The following is a 15539-nucleotide window of genomic DNA, read 5'->3' on the forward strand; positions in this document are numbered from 1 at the left end:
CGGGGGCAAGCCCCCTCGCCACAAAAGCACATCGCCCTTCGCCCGACCTCGAAGTTTCGCTGATCCAGAAACACCTTCCTTGCCACGGATCAAGCACCACACCTTCAATCGGCTAGAATGGCCGCCTTGCCGTTGCCGAGCCTGCCATGAAACCTGTATTGCCCCACGCCCAACTCGACTGGGACGACCACGGTCGCCCGTATTCGCGAGTGTTCGACGACGTGTACTTCTCCGACCAGTCAGGGCTGGATGAAACCCGCTATGTGTTCATCGAGCAGAATCGCTTGGCCGAACGCTTTGCCGCCCTGCCCGAGGGCGGGCGGCTGGTCATTGGTGAAACGGGGTTCGGCACCGGGCTGAATTTCCTGTGTGCCTGGCAGGTGTTCGAGCAACACGCGGCAGCCGGAGCGCGGTTACATTTTGTCAGCGTCGAGAAGTACCCGTTGAGCCCGGCCGACTTGCAACGGGCCCTGGCGCTGTGGCCGGAACTCAAGGTGTTTGCCGATCAATTGCTGGCGCAGTACGTGGCCATCCATCAGGGCTTTCAACGCCTGACGCTGGATAACGGCCGCGTGACCCTGACGCTGCTGATCGGCGATGCACTGGAGCAACTGCCGCAACTCGATGCCCGGATCGACGCCTGGTTTCTCGACGGTTTCGCTCCGGCGAAAAACCCCGACATGTGGACCGCCGAACTGTTTGCCGAACTGGCTCGCCTGGCCGCTCCCGGTGCATCCATCAGCACCTTCACCAGCACTGGTTGGGTGCGGCGCCTGCTCAATGCCGCCGGCTTCAAGATGAAACGCACCCCCGGCATCGGCCACAAATGGGAGATCCTGCGCGGCGAGTTCCTCGGCTGGCCCCAGGAAACGCCTGCCCCGGCCGCCGATAAACCCTGGTTTGCCCGCCCGGCTGCGCTGACCGGCGAGCGCCGGGCGCTGGTGATCGGTGCCGGGTTGGCCGGTTGTGCCAGCGCCGCCAGCCTCGCCGCGCGGGGCTGGCAAGTGACTTTGCTGGAGCGTCACGACGACATCGCCCGGGAAGCTTCGGGTAATCCGCAGGGCGTGCTCTACCTGAAGTTATCGGCCCATGGCACGGCGCTGTCGCAAATGATCGTCAGCGGGTTCGGCTACACCCGGCGACTGCTCGAACACTTGCAACGGGGCCGCGACTGGGACGACTGCGGCGTGTTGCAACTGGCCTTCAATGCCAAGGAGGCCGAGCGTCAGGCGCAGTTGGCGGCGGCGTTTCCGGCAAACTTGCTGCACCTGCTGGATCAATCCGAGGCGCAGGCCGTGGCCGGTATCGGGTTGGCAAACGGAGGCCTGTTCTATCCCGAAGGCGGCTGGGTTCACCCCCCGGCGCTGTGCCAGTGGCAGGCCGGGCACCCGCGAGTTCAATTACTGACGCATCGCGATGCGCTGGAACTGCACAAGGTTGGGGATCAGTGGCAAGCCTGGAACGGCGAGTGCTTGCTCGCCAGCGCGCCGGTGGTGGTACTCGCCGGTGCCGCCGAAATCCGGCGTTTCCCCGAAAGTGCCGAGCTACCGCTCAAACGCATTCGCGGGCAAATCACCCGCCTGGCGCAAACCCCGCAAAGCCAGGCCCTGGGCACCGTGGTCTGCGCCGAAGGCTATGTCGCCCCCGCGCGGCTGGGCGAACACACGCTGGGAGCCAGTTTTGATTTCAACAGCGATGACCTGACGCCGACCACGGCCGAACACCTGGGCAACCTGGCCATGCTCGAAGAGATTTCCCACGATCTGGTCGAACGTCTACAGGCCGATAAACTGGCGGTTGAAAGCCTCCAGGGGCGCGCTGCATTTCGCTGCACCAGCCCTGACTACTTGCCAATCGTCGGCCCATTGGCCGATACCCAGGCGTTCGCTCAGGCGTATGCAGCGCTGGGCAAGGATGCCCGACAGGTGCCGGACGTCGAATGTCCATGGCTTGACGGTTTGTACATCAACAGCGGCCACGGCTCGCGCGGCCTGATCACCGCGCCGCTGTGCGGAGAACTGCTGGCGGCGTGGCTGGACAACGAACCCCTGCCGTTGCCCAGAAGCGTGGCCGAAGCCTGTCACCCCAACCGGTTTGCCTTGCGACGCCTGATCCGCGGCAAATAGTCGATACCGCCGTCGAGAGCGCCCGCACAGCGCCTCTCGACCCAGGCTCGCCAGCTTATAACTCATCGATCTAAAACTCCCCTTACCGATACAGGTCACTTTCTGAGTACCCGCCGTTTTGGCGCGGTATCGATCGACCCTCCCCAACGGAAAAACCGGTAAGGAATTTATGTGCGGATTAGCTGGCGAGTTACGTTTTGATCATCAACCTGCAGACCTTGCAGCCATCGAACGAATCACCCATCACCTGGCCCCCCGCGGCCCCGACGCCTGGGGCTTTCATAGCCAGGGGCCGGTTGCCCTGGGCCATCGACGCCTGAAAATCATGGACCTGTCGGACGGCTCGGCGCAGCCGATGATCGACCCGCAATTGGGCTTGTCCCTGGCCTTCAACGGGGCGATCTACAACTTCCCGGAACTGCGCACGGAGCTTGAAAGCCTGGGCTACGCCTTCTACTCCGGCGGCGACACCGAAGTATTGCTCAAGGGCTATCACGCCTGGGGCGAGGCCTTGCTGCCGAAGCTCAACGGCATGTTTGCCTTTGCCATCTGGGAGCGCGATGCCCAACGTCTGTTCATCGCCCGCGACCGTCTCGGCGTGAAACCGCTGTACCTGTCGCGCACCGGCCAGCGCCTGCGCTTTGCTTCCGCGCTGCCGGCGTTGCTCAAGGGTGGCGACGTCAACCCGATCCTCGATCCGGTGGCGCTCAATCACTACCTGAACTTCCATTCAGTGGTCCCGGCACCGCGCACCTTGCTGGCGGGCATCGAAAAGCTGCCGCCGGCCACCTGGATGCGCATCGAAGCCGATGGCCGCACCGAGCAGGAAACCTGGTGGACCCTGCCCTACGGCCCACACGACGATGAGCAGAACCTGACCCTCGAAGACTGGCGCGACCGTGTGCTCGACAGCACCCGCGAAGCTGTCGCCATTCGCCAACGGGCAGCCGTGGATGTCGGAGTGCTGCTGTCGGGCGGGGTCGATTCAAGCCTGCTGGTGGGCTTGTTGCGCGAAGTCGGCGTGGACAATCTGTCGACTTTCTCCATCGGTTTCCAGGATACCGGTGGCGAGCGCGGTGACGAATTCCAGTACTCCGACCTGATCGCCCAACACTACGGAACGCGGCATCACCAACTGCGCATCGATGAAAAAGAGATCATCGAACAACTGCCCGCCGCATTCCGCGCCATGAGCGAGCCGATGGTCAGCCACGACTGCATTGCCTTCTACCTGTTGTCCCGGGAAGTGGCCAAACATTGCAAGGTGGTGCAAAGCGGCCAGGGCGCCGACGAGCTGTTTGCCGGTTACCACTGGTATCCGCCAGTAGACGGCGCGAGTGACCCGTATGCCGCGTACCGCGAAGCGTTTTTCGACCGCAGCTACGACGACTACGCCGCCACGGTGCAAGCGAAATGGCTGACTGCGAATGACGCCGCCGGTGACTTCGTCAAAGCCCATTTCGCCAAGCCCGGTGCCGAGGCGGCGGTGGACAAGGCCTTGCGCCTGGACAGTACGGTGATGCTGGTGGACGACCCGGTCAAACGCGTCGACAACATGACCATGGCCTGGGGGCTGGAAGCGCGCACGCCGTTTCTCGACTACCGCCTGGTGGAGTTGTCGGCACGGATTCCGGGGCGTTTCAAACTTCCGGACGGCGGCAAGCAAGTGTTGAAGGAGGCCGCGCGGCAAGTGATTCCCAGTGAAGTGATCGACCGCAAGAAAGGTTACTTCCCGGTACCGGGCCTCAAGCATTTGCAGGGCGATACGCTGGAGTGGGTGCGCGAACTGCTGCTCGATCCAAGTCAGGATCGCGGCCTGTTCAACCCCGCGATGCTCGACCGTCTGCTGACTGATCCTCAGGGACAATTGACGCCGTTGCGCGGCTCCAAGCTGTGGCAACTGGCGGCCCTCAACCTGTGGCTCAGCGAACAAGGAATCTGACCGATGAAACCTCACGCCACGGCTTTCAGCCAACGCCTGTTGCGCGGCCAGACGCCCTCCTACGAACGCTTGCAGGCACGCCTGGCCGAAGATGGCTGTGCGCTCGGCGCCGCGCCGATTGCCGTGCATTGCGGCTGGGGCCGCTTGCTGATCGGCCACACCTTTGCCGATGCCGCGAGCCTCGCTGCAGAGTTGCTCAACGAGCAGCCCGGCGAACGGGACATTGCCCTGTACGTCGCCGCGCCCCAGCAAGTGCTGGGGCTGGAGCCGACGCAGCTGTTCCTCGACCCGTCCGATACCCTGCGCCTGTGGTTCAGCGATTACCGCCAGGCGACCCGGGTGTTTCGCGGTTTCCGCATTCGGCGCGCGCAAAGCGACGCCGACTGGCAGGCCATCAATCATCTGTATCAGGCGCGCGGCATGCTGCCGATCGATGCCACCCTGCTCACTGCGCGCCACTTGGGTGGCCCGGTGTACTGGCTGGCCGAAGACGAAGACAGCGGTGCAGTCATCGGCAGCGTCATGGGCCTCAATCATGCAAAAGCCTTCAACGATCCGGAACATGGCAGCAGCCTGTGGTGCCTGGCGGTCGACCCGCAATGTGCGCGGCCGGGTGTCGGTGAGGTGCTGGTTCGGCATTTGATTGAACACTTCATGAGTCGCGGGCTCGCTTACCTCGACCTGTCGGTGCTGCACGACAACCGCCAGGCCAAGAGCCTTTACGCCAAGCTCGGTTTTCGCAACCTGTCGACCTTCGCCATCAAGCGCAAGAACGGCATCAATCAGCCGTTGTTTCTCGGGCCGGGCCCGGAAGCCGCGTTCAACCCCTATGCGCGGATCATTGTCGAGGAAGCTCACCGTCGCGGTATCGACGTGCAGGTCGATGACGCCGACGCCGGGATGTTCACCCTCAGCCATGGCGGGCGTCGGGTGCGTTGTCGTGAGTCCTTGAGCGACCTGACCAGCGCCATCAGCATGAGCCTGTGCCAGGACAAAAGCCTGACCCACAAAGTGCTCAAGACTGCCGGGTTGAACCTGCCGGCACAGCAACTGGCGGGTAACGCCGATGACAATCTGGCGTTCCTCGATGAACACCAGCGCGTGGTGGTCAAGCCACTGGACGGTGAACAGGGCCAGGGGGTGGCGGTCGACTTGCAGTCCATCGAAGAGGTGCAGCAAGCCATTGAGGCCGCCCGCCAATTTGACAGCCGCGTGCTGCTGGAAAGCTTTCACCAAGGCCTCGACCTGCGAATCCTGGTGATCGGTTTTGACGTGGTAGCAGCCGCGATTCGCCGGCCGGCCGAGGTGATCGGCGACGGCCAGCACGCAATCGGCGCCTTGATCGAAGCCCAGAGCCGGCGGCGGCAAGCGGCCACGGGCGGCGAAAGCAAGATCCCGCAGGACCAGGAAACCCAGCGCACCTTGCGTGCCGCCGGTTACGACTACAGCAGCATTCTGCCGGCCGGTGAACATCTGTTCGTACGGCGCACGGCGAACCTTCATACCGGCGGCGTGCTTGAAGACGTCACGGCGATCCTGCACCCGACGCTGCTGGACGCGGCTGTGCGAGCCGCCCGGGCGCTGGATATTCCCGTGGTCGGCCTCGACCTGATGGTGTCCGCCGCTGACCAGCCGGACTACGTGTTTATCGAAGCCAACGAACGGGCCGGGCTGGCCAACCACGAACCGCAGCCCACGGCGGAGCGGTTTGTCGATTTGTTGTTTCCGCACAGTCAGCCGGTGGTCTCTTAGTTCTGTGCTGTCAGGACTGGCCCCTTCGCGAGCAAGCCCGCTCCCACTGGGGAATGCGATCCAATGTGGGAGCGGCGGTGCGACGATTCGACTTGCTCGCGAAGGCGGTGTGACAGGCAACCAATCCCCTCATCGAAACCATCGATGCGCTCAACTCATCAGGAGTTTCCATGACCAGCAAAATCCCCGAGCCAGACCTCGCTTACCTGCAAAAAGTGCTGCTGGAAATGCTCGCCATTCCCAGCCCCACCGGGTTCACCGACACCATCGTGCGCTACGTCGCCGAGCGCCTCGAAGAACTCGGCATTCCCTTCGAAATGACCCGTCGCGGCACCATCCGCGCCACGCTCAAGGGCAGGAAGAACAGCCCCGACCGCGCCGTCTCCGCCCACCTGGACACCATCGGCGCGGCGGTGCGTGCGGTGAAGGACAACGGCCGCCTGACCCTTGCGCCAGTCGGTTGCTGGTCCAGCCGCTTTGCCGAAGGCAGTCGGGTCAGCCTGTTCACCGACAACGGCGTGATCCGCGGCAGCGTCTTGCCGCTGATGGCGTCCGGACACGCGTTCAATACCGCCGTGGATGAGATGCCGATCAGTTGGGATCACATCGAATTGCGCCTGGACGCCTACTGCGCCACCCGTGCCGACTGTGAGTCGCTGGGCATCTGCGTCGGCGATTTCGTCGCCTTCGACCCGCTGCCGGAGTTCACCGAAAGCGGCCACATCAGCGCTCGTCACCTTGATGACAAGGCTGGGGTAGCCGCGCTGCTGGCGGCGCTCAAGGCCATCGTCGACAGTGGCGAAGACCTGATGATCGACTGCCATCCGCTGTTCACCATCACCGAGGAAACCGGCAGCGGCGCAGCGGCAGCGTTGCCCTGGGACGTCAGTGAATTCGTCGGCATCGACATCGCACCGGTCGCGCCCGGCCAACACTCCAGCGAGCATGCGGTGAGCATCGCGATGCAGGATTCCGGCGGGCCGTATGACTATCACCTGTCGCGCCACCTCCTGCGCCTGGCGAGCGACAACGAGTTGCCGGCACGCCGCGACCTGTTCCGCTACTATTTCAGCGACGCCCATTCGGCGGTGACCGCCGGCCACGACATTCGCACCGCCCTGCTCGCCTTCGGCTGCGACGCCACCCATGGCTACGAACGCACCCACATCGACAGCCTCGCCGCCCTGAGCCGTCTGCTCGGTGCGTACATCCTCAGCCCGCCGGTGTTTGCCAGCGATGCACAACCGGCCACGGGCTCTCTGGACCGCTTCAGTCATCAACTCGAACATGACACACAGATGGAAAGCGATACGCGGGTGCCTTCGGTGGACAGCCTGGTGGGGCAGCGGTCGGAGAACTGATCCGGGCTGTTCATTGCCTGGTAAACCGCCTTCGCGGTGCAAGCCCGCTCCCACAGGGGAATGCGACCGACTGTGGGAGCGGGCTTGCTCGCGAAGACGCCGGACCAGACAACACATCAGCCCAAGGCTAGCCGCAACAGCCCATTCGCCGTAGCATCGCGCCATTGATTCAACCGAGGTGCCTATGCTGATTCCCCACGACCAACTTCAAGTCGACACCCTCACCCGCCTGATCGAGGACTTCGTGACCCGCGACGGTACGGACAATGGTGACGACACGCCACTGGAAACCCGCGTTCTGCGCGTGCGCCAGGCATTGACCAAGGGACAGGCGCTGATTGTCTTCGACCCGGAAAGCGAGCAATGCCAACTGATGCTCAAGCACGACGTGCCCAAGCACCTGTTTGACTGAATCTTCAGCGTCCCTTGGTTTTCGCCAGTTTTTTCTGGATGCGTTCGTAGATTTCGCAGCGGTGCACATTCACTTCCTGAGGCGCTTCGACGCCAAAGCGAACGTTGTTTCCGTTGATCGCGAGAACCCGCACGGTAATGTTGTCACCGATGGAAATGTTTTCGCCCACAACGCGAGTGAGTACGAGCATGAGGAGTGTCCTTCAGGGGTTACCGGCCCCTGAAGATGCCCGGCCCGCCGTACGCCTACAATGCTCCGACAGCAAACCGGAGCGAGCTGACAGCCCCTGAGCCACCGCGCTTACGGAAAGGTCCGACAAGCCGGCGGATTGTAGGAACCCTCTGTCAGGACGCGGAGAATCGCGGCCCGAACAGGATGATGCTCGCGCCGACCACACACAGCGCCACGCCGAGCCAGTCCGACCCCAGCGGACGAATCCGCTCGACCACGGCCAGCCAGCCAATTGACGCAATGATGTAGATGCCACCATAAGCGGCGTAGGCGCGGCCGGCGTAGTTCGCTTCGATACGGGTCAGCAGCAGGGCAAACAGGGTCAGGCTGAGGAGCGCTGGCAGCACCCACCACATGCTTTTACCTTGGCGCAGCCACATCCAGAAAGCGAAGCAACCGGCAATTTCGAACAGCGCGGCGAGGAAAAACCACAGGTAATTGAGCATGTAAGCGTCTCGCGAGGATGGCCGATGGCGGCCACCCTAACCACAGCGTTGCCTGCGAGCAAGATCAGCTTGCGGACTGCCTGGCCTTGGCGCGCATTTTGTCGGCCATGGCGGTCATTTCGTTGTAGAGCAATTGCGGGTTCTTCTGCTTGATCGCCCAGGCCATGCGGCCCTGTTCGTGGGGCAGGATCATGAACTCGCCAGCGGCGACCTGCCGGTAGATGTAGTCGGCGATGTCGGCGGCGCTGATCGGCGAGCTCTCCAGCAACTTGCCGACCTGGGCTTTCATCGCCGGGGTCGGGCCGCGGAAGGAATCCAGCAGGTTGGTCTGGAAGAACGACGGACACACCACATGCACGCCGACTTCCTGATGCGCCAGTTCGATCAGCAGGCTTTCGGACAGCGCCACCACGCCCGCCTTGGCCACGTTGTAGTTGCTCATCGCCGGGCCTTGCATCAGCGCGGCCATGGACGCGATGTTGATGATCTTGCCTTTGCTTTTTTCCAGCAATGGCAGGAAAGCCTTGCAGCCCTTGACCACACCCATCAGGTTGATCGCGATCTGCCAGTCCCAGTCCTCCAGCGACAACTCACTGAAGAACCCGCCAGACGCCACGCCGGCGTTGTTGACGATGACATCGATACCGCCGAGCTTGACTTCGCAGGCCTGGGCGAACGCCGTCAACTGACTGTAATCGCGTACGTCGCAGCGCTGGATAAAACCATCGCCACCGGCTTCACGGACCAGCTTGAGGGTTTCCTGCAAGCCGGGCTCGCTGACATCCGACAAAGCCAGTTGCCAGCCTTCACGCGCCCAGCGCAGCGCGATTTCGCGACCCAGACCAGAGCCTGCACCAGTGATCATCATGCGATTTTGCATAGCAAACAGCCTTGTCGTTCTTGGAAGATGCACCGAGTGTAGCGAAGGAAATTGCCCGACCCACGCTCCATCAGATTGCTGAATGGCCCGAGCAAACCGCGGGAGCGCCTGAAGCAACTAAGGCAAGCACAAAAGAAATAAGAACCCGTGCGAAATACTTCAAAAAAACTTGGAATTTTCCTGCAGTCGCAAGAGTCGGAATTTTTAAGCAGCTCGAATTTACTTCATTCCCGCTGAACTTGATTGGCAAGGTCAATCCACTGCATTTTCGACAAGGAAAAAGACATGGGCACAATACTGATCATCATTCTGATCCTGTTACTGATCGGTGGTTTACCGGTCTTCCCGCACTCCAGAAGTTGGGGTTATGGCCCGTCCGGAATCATCGGCGTCGTATTGGTGGTGCTATTGATCCTGCTCTTGCTCGGCAGGATATGAACGTCTGACAAGCAGATAGAAACCAGCGAAAAAAACGATGCCAGTCAGTCAATCTGACTGGCATCGTTGTTTTGATTCATACGTTAGTGAATATTCCGCTGAGGGGATCGATATTGCCTTCATAAGGCACGCTGGTTCCGGCGGCCTTGGCTACTGTTGCCCAAATACGCTGCATGTCGACGAAATTCTTGCCGATCACCGGATTCCCCGCGTGGTGCTTACGATCGGCTTGCGACGTAACGTTGAAGTACCGTCCTGAACCGTCCCCGCTTTTTAATAATCCGCTCGCGCCTCCCATTAATAACATCGGCATATCGACCATGTGCTCAGGGGCTCCATCGGCCATTTCGCTGGTGAGAATGACGAGTGTATGTTGGAGCAGATTGTCGCTGGGCACGTGCGGGTCCTGGTACCTGGCCAGTTCATCCATAAACAGTTTGATCTGCTTGACGTACCATTTCCGTGTTCCACTCCAGGGCTCCACCCCGGCGTAACGATGTGCACACTCATGGGGATTCTTGGTGGAAGTGACATCAACGATATTGAGCGACTCCGCCGAGCGCCCGATCTGAAGGGTGGCGACCCGGGTTATCCCGCAACCCAGGGCGGTGGCCACCACTTTGTGATGATCAGCCTGGATGCGGGTACGGTGCACTGCCGATCGGTAATCCAGGGGCTCGAGCGTCACAGGCTCACATGCCCCCACGGGCGGCCGTGTTTCCTCCAGGTCCTTGATGACCTGCTCCACCGAGTCGAGATGGGTATCAAGCTTTTGCCGCTCTCCGGCAGAAAGCTTGACTCTGAGCTCCTGGATATCCACCAGGGATGCCTCCAGCAGCGCACCGGCCCCAGGCTGTAGTGCGCCCCGAGCCTGAGCGGGCGACTTGAACAACGATTCAGCCATCAACATGGGGTCACGGTAGGGGGTACGAATCGCACTTCCCTGAAACGACACAAACCAGGGCGTTCCATCGATTCCGGCGTGGGGGCCGGCAAACAGACTTCGGTGGGACGGCTCAGTGCCCGGCAACGCTTGCCCCAGCAACACGTCAATAGACGATTGACTCTTTTCGCTATCACGCAATACCCAGTTCCAGCCATTATGACCCTCGTTCCCCGGCCCCAGAATAATCCCGCGCAGGTACAACGACTGGTTGCGATAGGCGGCCAGCTCTGAACTGACTTCATTCAGCGTAAAGGCAGTGGTATCCATCCCCTGTGCAGTGGGATGCCACAATCCGCGCCCATCACCAAAACCATCGCCATTGTAGGAGTCCACCGCCAGTCCATCGGGGATCACCGCAAACACGACCTTCAACCTGGCTTGCTCGGATTGCCCCGCCAGTGCCATTCGCGCTAATCCGAATTGGGTCAACGGACCAAAAATACTCGTCGCAGCCAGACCCGCAAGAAAGCGTCGACGACTTTTCAAAATGCCCATGATCAGTTCCTCTCGGTCTTGTAGATGAACGCCTTGGAGGTACCCAGAGTTCGCAACATTTCTGCCAGGGACCCTGAGGTTTTCAAACCATCGGCAAGCGCTTTCACGGTCCCCGAGGTCGAGGCATCGGATTTGGTACCGAATACAAACCGGAAGTAACTGTCGGCCATGCAGAACTGAGATGCCGGATGACGTGGAATTATTCGGGCAATATCCCGAACGTCGTTGATATGTTCGGTTCCGGTCGAAGTGATAAACGGACCGGAGGCGTCGATCGGCATGATTTGTGGATACAGGTCGTAGTTGTAGGCGTTTTCCAAGGTGCGATAACGGCCGGCCGCATCGTAGTTCTGTGACGCTGCCCCGGTGTCATTCATGAATTGATGGCATTGCCAGCAACGCCCGTTTGAAGCATGTTCGCCGTTTACCAGATCCCAGTATTCTCGGGTGGTAATTGCCCGGGTTGGAAGCTTAGGGCCTTCAGGTTGGGCCTCCACCGGGGCACCGAATTCACGGCAGAACATCTGCTCACGCACCATGATTCCACGCTTGACCAATGAAGTGCTCACCAAGTCTGACGTGGCAGCTTGAGTCAGCCCCAGATGCAACAACCCTCCCCGTTTTTCGTCCACCACGACCTTTTGCATCGTGCTGCCCGTGACACCGCCGATTCCATAATGCGCGGCCAGGTCCTGATTCAAATAGGTGTAACCAGGGTTGAACAACTCACTCAGGGTTCCCGAGTTCAGCAACATGTTTTTGCTCAGCAAATACTGCTCCTGGGCCATGAGTTCGATCATGTGTTTGCTCAGCCCCGGTTTTTCCTGCACGCCCCGAGCGGTCTTGACGTAGTAGCTGACGAATCGATTGAACTGCTCGATGCCGCGATCCGTTTGCATCATTCGCTCAACCTCTGCAGAGATCTGTTGTGAGGTCCGCAGTTCATTACGCTGCGCCTTGGCCAGCAGCTCAACATCCGGCGTCGTGCCCTCGAACGCGTAAGAGAGCGCAGTCGCTACCTCGAACGGCGTCAACTCGTACACGTTGTTTGCCAAGGCTGTCGCCGCCCCCAGTTCAGAACGATAGAGAAAGATCGGCGACATCATCAGAGCCGTGACTACAGCCGGTGCCCCTTGCTCGTCGAGGATTTTCTGGTAACGCAACCGCTCGGCGTCAGTCAAAGGCCGTCGGAACAACTGATAACCCAGTGAGGTGACCAGATCGATGCCTGTCCGGGAGGTTGCCAGCGTTCTCAACCGCGATGGCGAAACCTTTTCTGCCACCGACAATGCCATGTCGTAAAACAGTTTGACGTCCTCTGCCTGCAGAACGCCCATGTTCGCTTCCCCTGGGTACTTGAAGTCTTTTTCGGACTTGTCGGCCGGCAGCTTCTCGGGATTGACTTCGACACCCAGAATGTCCCAGACGGTGACGGCATACTCACTTGGCGTCAGCAATCGCAACTGCCGCGCGCCATAGGATTCGCCCTGATCCAGGTAAGGTTTCCAGACGACGTCGAACAAGTGATTACTGATTTCCGTCGCACAGGTTGTGTCGCAATGCCCTGAAACCGGCATGGTCTTGATTTGTCTGACCAGCGCGTCCCGACCCGCCACGCTCCAGAGCAAGGCCTTGCTCGCACTGTTGAAGTACTCGACCGCATGGCACTTGGTACAGGCCCCCGCCAAGACCGCTTCGCCCAGGCGCTCGACATGTTGGTAAGTTATGACGGGTAGTTGCCGGTCCTGACTGGACTCATCAATCACCACAGTCTCCAGTTCCGGCTCCGGCTTTTCCTTCGAGTAAAACGGGTAGATAACCTTGTATTTGCCGTAGTCGAGGATCAGCGTCGTAGTCCCGCCCCACGGAATGTTCATGACCTGTGGCTGAGCATTGCTCTGGGCCTCGTTGACCAGGGTGATGTGCCATTGGCCATCGGTGACAGAAGCAGGTTTAGCCGGTGCCTGGATCGTAATCTTGACCTCAACCTTGATCGGCCGCTCGCGGTAACGCTGGATAATCGTATGAGTCTTGTTGGTTTCCGATAGCGTGAAGGATGTGTTGCGCACCTCGGGAATCCAGTTTTTCACATCATTCAACCGCAACTGATACTCACCATACGGCAACCCCTTGAGAACCAGCGCGGACTCATTGTCTGACGGATTCCATGACATTTGCACCAGCCGGCTATTGCCATCGGGGGCAATCAGAAAACCGCTGATCATTTCGTCTTCCAGGCCGGGGGGTGCCAGCATTGGACGTAACGTCAATTCGGTCTGTGGCAACCCGGTTGCGTCATAGCGCACGCGATAGATGACCCCGGCGACATCGTCGCTGATCAACAGGCTGCCGTCCGCCAGCTCAAGAAACTCGACGGGGCGCCCAATGCACGAGTTGTCCAGGCAATAGACATCAAACCGATCCGGGTCCTGCACAAATCCATTGATCAGCGGGATCTGGTTGACCACTCGGGTACCACCCTGGATGGTCAGCATTTGTATGTCCATGCCTGGACGGGTGGTGGAGCCCGCACCATGCACGGCAACCAGCAAATGCTGGGTATCGGCAGCGGCCGGGTAACCTGACCAGAACTTGACCCCGAGCGGCGCCGTATTGGTACCCGACTCAAACGCTGCCGGCACATAATCAGCGGGGTTGATCTGCTCGAGCGACTTGTCGGACACAATGGCCCCGGGCACCAGCGGTGGCTGGATCACACCCGGGTTCTGGTACTCCTCCTGGGTGAATCCGGGCGTGTCCTTGCCAAACCGATAAGGCACGCCGAAATGCAATCCGGGGCTCCGGATAAAGTTGACCTCGTCAGGGTTGGGGAAGCCTTGGCGATTATTGTCACTGAACCATATTTTGCCGTCCTTGGGGTTCCAGTCGAAGCCGACAGAGTTACGCACCCCCGTGGCCAGAATCTCGGACGCCCCCGTTTCCAGGGAGTAGCGCAAGACCGTCCCATAGCGCTTGTCAGCAGGAATCATGCACAAGTTGCACGGAATGCCGACCGCCGTATAAACCCATTTGTCTAATGGATCCAGTGGATTGAAGCGCAAGGGGTGTTTCATGTGCCAGATGCGAGTGTTCGAACCGGACGACAGAGGGGGCAAGGGAAACAAGTTGTCGTCTGCCGGAAATTTTAAAACCAGTTCGGGTTTTGGGTCTTTGTAATGATCGTCCGCGTTACGCAAGCGATACAGACCACCCGTGGTCGAGTAATACAGATCACCGTTGCGATACGCCACGCCATGAGGCTCTTCCAGGCCGCTGGCAATGACATGAATGCCCGTCGGTTTACCGGCCCCATCCAGCGGCAGTGCGTAGATCATGTCGCCGATTTTTCCGTCATAGACGTACGAAGGGATTGCACTGGAGCCGACATACAATACGTTCTTGCCCATGGCCATCTGCCTGGGTTGAATAAGACCCTGGGCAAACAGCTCGATCTTTATCCCCGGCAAACCACTGAGCTTGCTCACATCCACCGGTGGACGATACTTCACCGTCACGGCTTGCTCTGCCCCTTGCGCCTCTTTGAACGTGACAATGCGTGGCGTGTTCAGCGGGATGTATCCATCAGCGCTGTTCATCACCAATTGGTAGTCGCAGGCTTTCAGATTATCGAGGTGGATCGTTTCGCTGGCCTTCGCGCTGATGGAAATCTCTTCGGCCTTGCAGCGCAAAGTCCCGGTGAGCATCTGATCAGCGCGAGCGACACCGGGCACCGCCGGTTTCAGCGGTGCTTTGCCGCTAAGGGTGGAAAAGCTCAGCGTTAGCCGATTGCCCTCGAAGCCGCCGCATTCACCGAGCTCCTTCCAGGCGTCTTTCCAGTGGTTGGTTGGAAGGAGTGGCTCGTAGGACGGTTGCCGGCACCATTGCCAACTGCCGACACCCAGCGGTGCCTCGTCATCTTTCCAGCATTCAAACTGCTGGCCGGCGTGCTGTACCTGTTGCCCTTGTTCATAGGGCGTGTCCTTCTCATAAGCGGGTGCGGTACAGGACCGAGGTGAGGGAGCTGACTCTGCTGTTCTGGTCAATACCGCTAGCACCACCAGACACGCGAGCCACAGCATACGAAGCACACCGACAGACTTGTTCATGAAGCGAGCCTCACTCGTCAGCCAAGTGTTTCAACCCATCGGACAAATCTGCAGATTCAGTGTCCTGCGGCGAACCACCTGAACCGAAGTGGCGGGCTGAAAAATGCCAAGCCAACCCCGGCGTTTCGATTGGAATGTCTTCCAATGCGGTTCCACTGCATGACCAAGACATGGCTCGAAAGCCATAGAGACAGGAACGGCAGACACTCATCCTTGCGACACTGCCCGCTCGCAACGTCGCTGTTGCAAACGTTGGAACAGATACCCGAAGCACCTGTATGAAATACCCACACTCCAAGGGTGTCTACTGTCAAAGTTGACAGGTATCACCCTCGAGTGCGGTACATCGCCACCCGGCAGGCATAAAAAAATCCGATGCCAGTGCAGGCATCGGATTCTGATTT

The 15539-nt window shown here is 60.0% G+C and carries 11 protein-coding genes; 6 read left to right on the forward strand and 5 right to left on the reverse strand.

Translation table 11 applies throughout. The annotated features are described in order from the left end of the window. Window positions 1-146: 146 nt before the first annotated feature. The 5 genes from mnmC to QMK54_RS23305 all read left to right on the forward strand — a co-directional run bounded on the left by mnmC (window position 147) and on the right by QMK54_RS23305 (window position 7593). A complete protein-coding gene (gene mnmC, locus QMK54_RS23285) occupies window positions 147-2126 on the forward strand; it encodes a bifunctional tRNA (5-methylaminomethyl-2-thiouridine)(34)-methyltransferase MnmD/FAD-dependent 5-carboxymethylaminomethyl-2-thiouridine(34) oxidoreductase MnmC (RefSeq protein ID WP_320401423.1) in 1980 nt (659 codons plus the stop codon). Window positions 2127-2295: 169 nt separating this feature from the next. Next, entirely contained in the window at window positions 2296-4068 is a 1773-nt protein-coding gene (locus QMK54_RS23290; RefSeq protein WP_320401424.1) for an N-acetylglutaminylglutamine amidotransferase, read from the forward strand. Window positions 4069-4071: 3 nt separating this feature from the next. After that, window positions 4072-5820, forward strand: coding sequence for an N-acetylglutaminylglutamine synthetase (gene ngg, locus QMK54_RS23295; RefSeq protein ID WP_320401425.1), 1749 nt, complete (start codon window positions 4072-4074; stop codon window positions 5818-5820). Window positions 5821-5990: 170 nt separating this feature from the next. Then, complete coding sequence (locus tag QMK54_RS23300; protein WP_223591135.1) at window positions 5991-7181, forward strand: osmoprotectant NAGGN system M42 family peptidase; 1191 nt, start codon at window positions 5991-5993, stop codon at window positions 7179-7181. A 184-nt stretch (window positions 7182-7365) separates the two neighbouring features. Further along, window positions 7366-7593 (forward strand): YheU family protein, encoded by a 228-nt coding sequence (locus tag QMK54_RS23305; protein WP_056727184.1) that lies wholly within the window; start codon window positions 7366-7368, stop codon window positions 7591-7593. Between the two features lie 4 nt (window positions 7594-7597). On the opposite strand, the gene csrA is transcribed toward QMK54_RS23305, so the two are convergent. From csrA to QMK54_RS23320, 3 genes are all read right to left on the reverse strand, one after another. Next, window positions 7598-7783, reverse strand: coding sequence for a carbon storage regulator CsrA (csrA, locus tag QMK54_RS23310; protein WP_150717519.1), 186 nt, complete (start codon window positions 7781-7783; stop codon window positions 7598-7600). Window positions 7784-7937: 154 nt separating this feature from the next. Then, on the reverse strand, window positions 7938-8270 hold the full coding sequence (locus tag QMK54_RS23315) for a YnfA family protein (protein WP_320401426.1): 333 nt from the start codon (window positions 8268-8270) through the stop codon (window positions 7938-7940). 64 nt (window positions 8271-8334) lie between these two features. Further along, entirely contained in the window at window positions 8335-9150 is an 816-nt protein-coding gene (locus tag QMK54_RS23320; protein WP_008048965.1) for an SDR family oxidoreductase, read from the reverse strand. 285 nt (window positions 9151-9435) lie between these two features. On the opposite strand from QMK54_RS23320, the gene QMK54_RS23325 reads away from it, so the two are divergent. Then, window positions 9436-9588, forward strand: coding sequence for a DUF3309 family protein (locus QMK54_RS23325; protein WP_007973689.1), 153 nt, complete (start codon window positions 9436-9438; stop codon window positions 9586-9588). Window positions 9589-9664: 76 nt separating this feature from the next. Here QMK54_RS23325 and QMK54_RS23330 read toward each other — a convergent pair whose 3' ends face one another. Then, window positions 9665-11029 (reverse strand): DUF1552 domain-containing protein, encoded by a 1365-nt coding sequence (locus QMK54_RS23330; RefSeq protein ID WP_110662222.1) that lies wholly within the window; start codon window positions 11027-11029, stop codon window positions 9665-9667. 2 nt (window positions 11030-11031) lie between these two features. Then, window positions 11032-15135: a DUF1592 domain-containing protein gene (locus QMK54_RS23335; RefSeq protein ID WP_320401427.1), complete on the reverse strand. Its 4104-nt coding sequence runs from the start codon at window positions 15133-15135 to the stop codon at window positions 11032-11034. Window positions 15136-15539 lie beyond the last annotated feature (404 nt).

Source organism: Pseudomonas sp. P5_109 (assembly GCF_034009455.1).
Lineage (GTDB): Bacteria > Pseudomonadota > Gammaproteobacteria > Pseudomonadales > Pseudomonadaceae > Aquipseudomonas.

What these genes read in the sequence shown, in the direction of transcription:
- mnmC (WP_320401423.1), top strand. Translation starts at nt 147, where the DNA reads ATGAAACCTGTATTGCCCCACGCCCAACTCGACTGGGACGACCACGGT.
- QMK54_RS23290 (WP_320401424.1), top strand. Translation starts at nt 2,296, where the DNA reads ATGTGCGGATTAGCTGGCGAGTTACGTTTTGATCATCAACCTGCAGAC.
- ngg (WP_320401425.1), top strand. Translation starts at nt 4,072, where the DNA reads ATGAAACCTCACGCCACGGCTTTCAGCCAACGCCTGTTGCGCGGCCAG.
- QMK54_RS23300 (WP_223591135.1), top strand. Translation starts at nt 5,991, where the DNA reads ATGACCAGCAAAATCCCCGAGCCAGACCTCGCTTACCTGCAAAAAGTG.
- QMK54_RS23305 (WP_056727184.1), top strand. Translation starts at nt 7,366, where the DNA reads ATGCTGATTCCCCACGACCAACTTCAAGTCGACACCCTCACCCGCCTG.
- csrA (WP_150717519.1), bottom strand. Translation starts at nt 7,783, where the DNA reads ATGCTCGTACTCACTCGCGTTGTGGGCGAAAACATTTCCATCGGTGAC.
- QMK54_RS23315 (WP_320401426.1), bottom strand. Translation starts at nt 8,270, where the DNA reads ATGCTCAATTACCTGTGGTTTTTCCTCGCCGCGCTGTTCGAAATTGCC.
- QMK54_RS23320 (WP_008048965.1), bottom strand. Translation starts at nt 9,150, where the DNA reads ATGCAAAATCGCATGATGATCACTGGTGCAGGCTCTGGTCTGGGTCGC.
- QMK54_RS23325 (WP_007973689.1), top strand. Translation starts at nt 9,436, where the DNA reads ATGGGCACAATACTGATCATCATTCTGATCCTGTTACTGATCGGTGGT.
- QMK54_RS23330 (WP_110662222.1), bottom strand. Translation starts at nt 11,029, where the DNA reads ATGGGCATTTTGAAAAGTCGTCGACGCTTTCTTGCGGGTCTGGCTGCG.
- QMK54_RS23335 (WP_320401427.1), bottom strand. Translation starts at nt 15,135, where the DNA reads ATGAACAAGTCTGTCGGTGTGCTTCGTATGCTGTGGCTCGCGTGTCTG.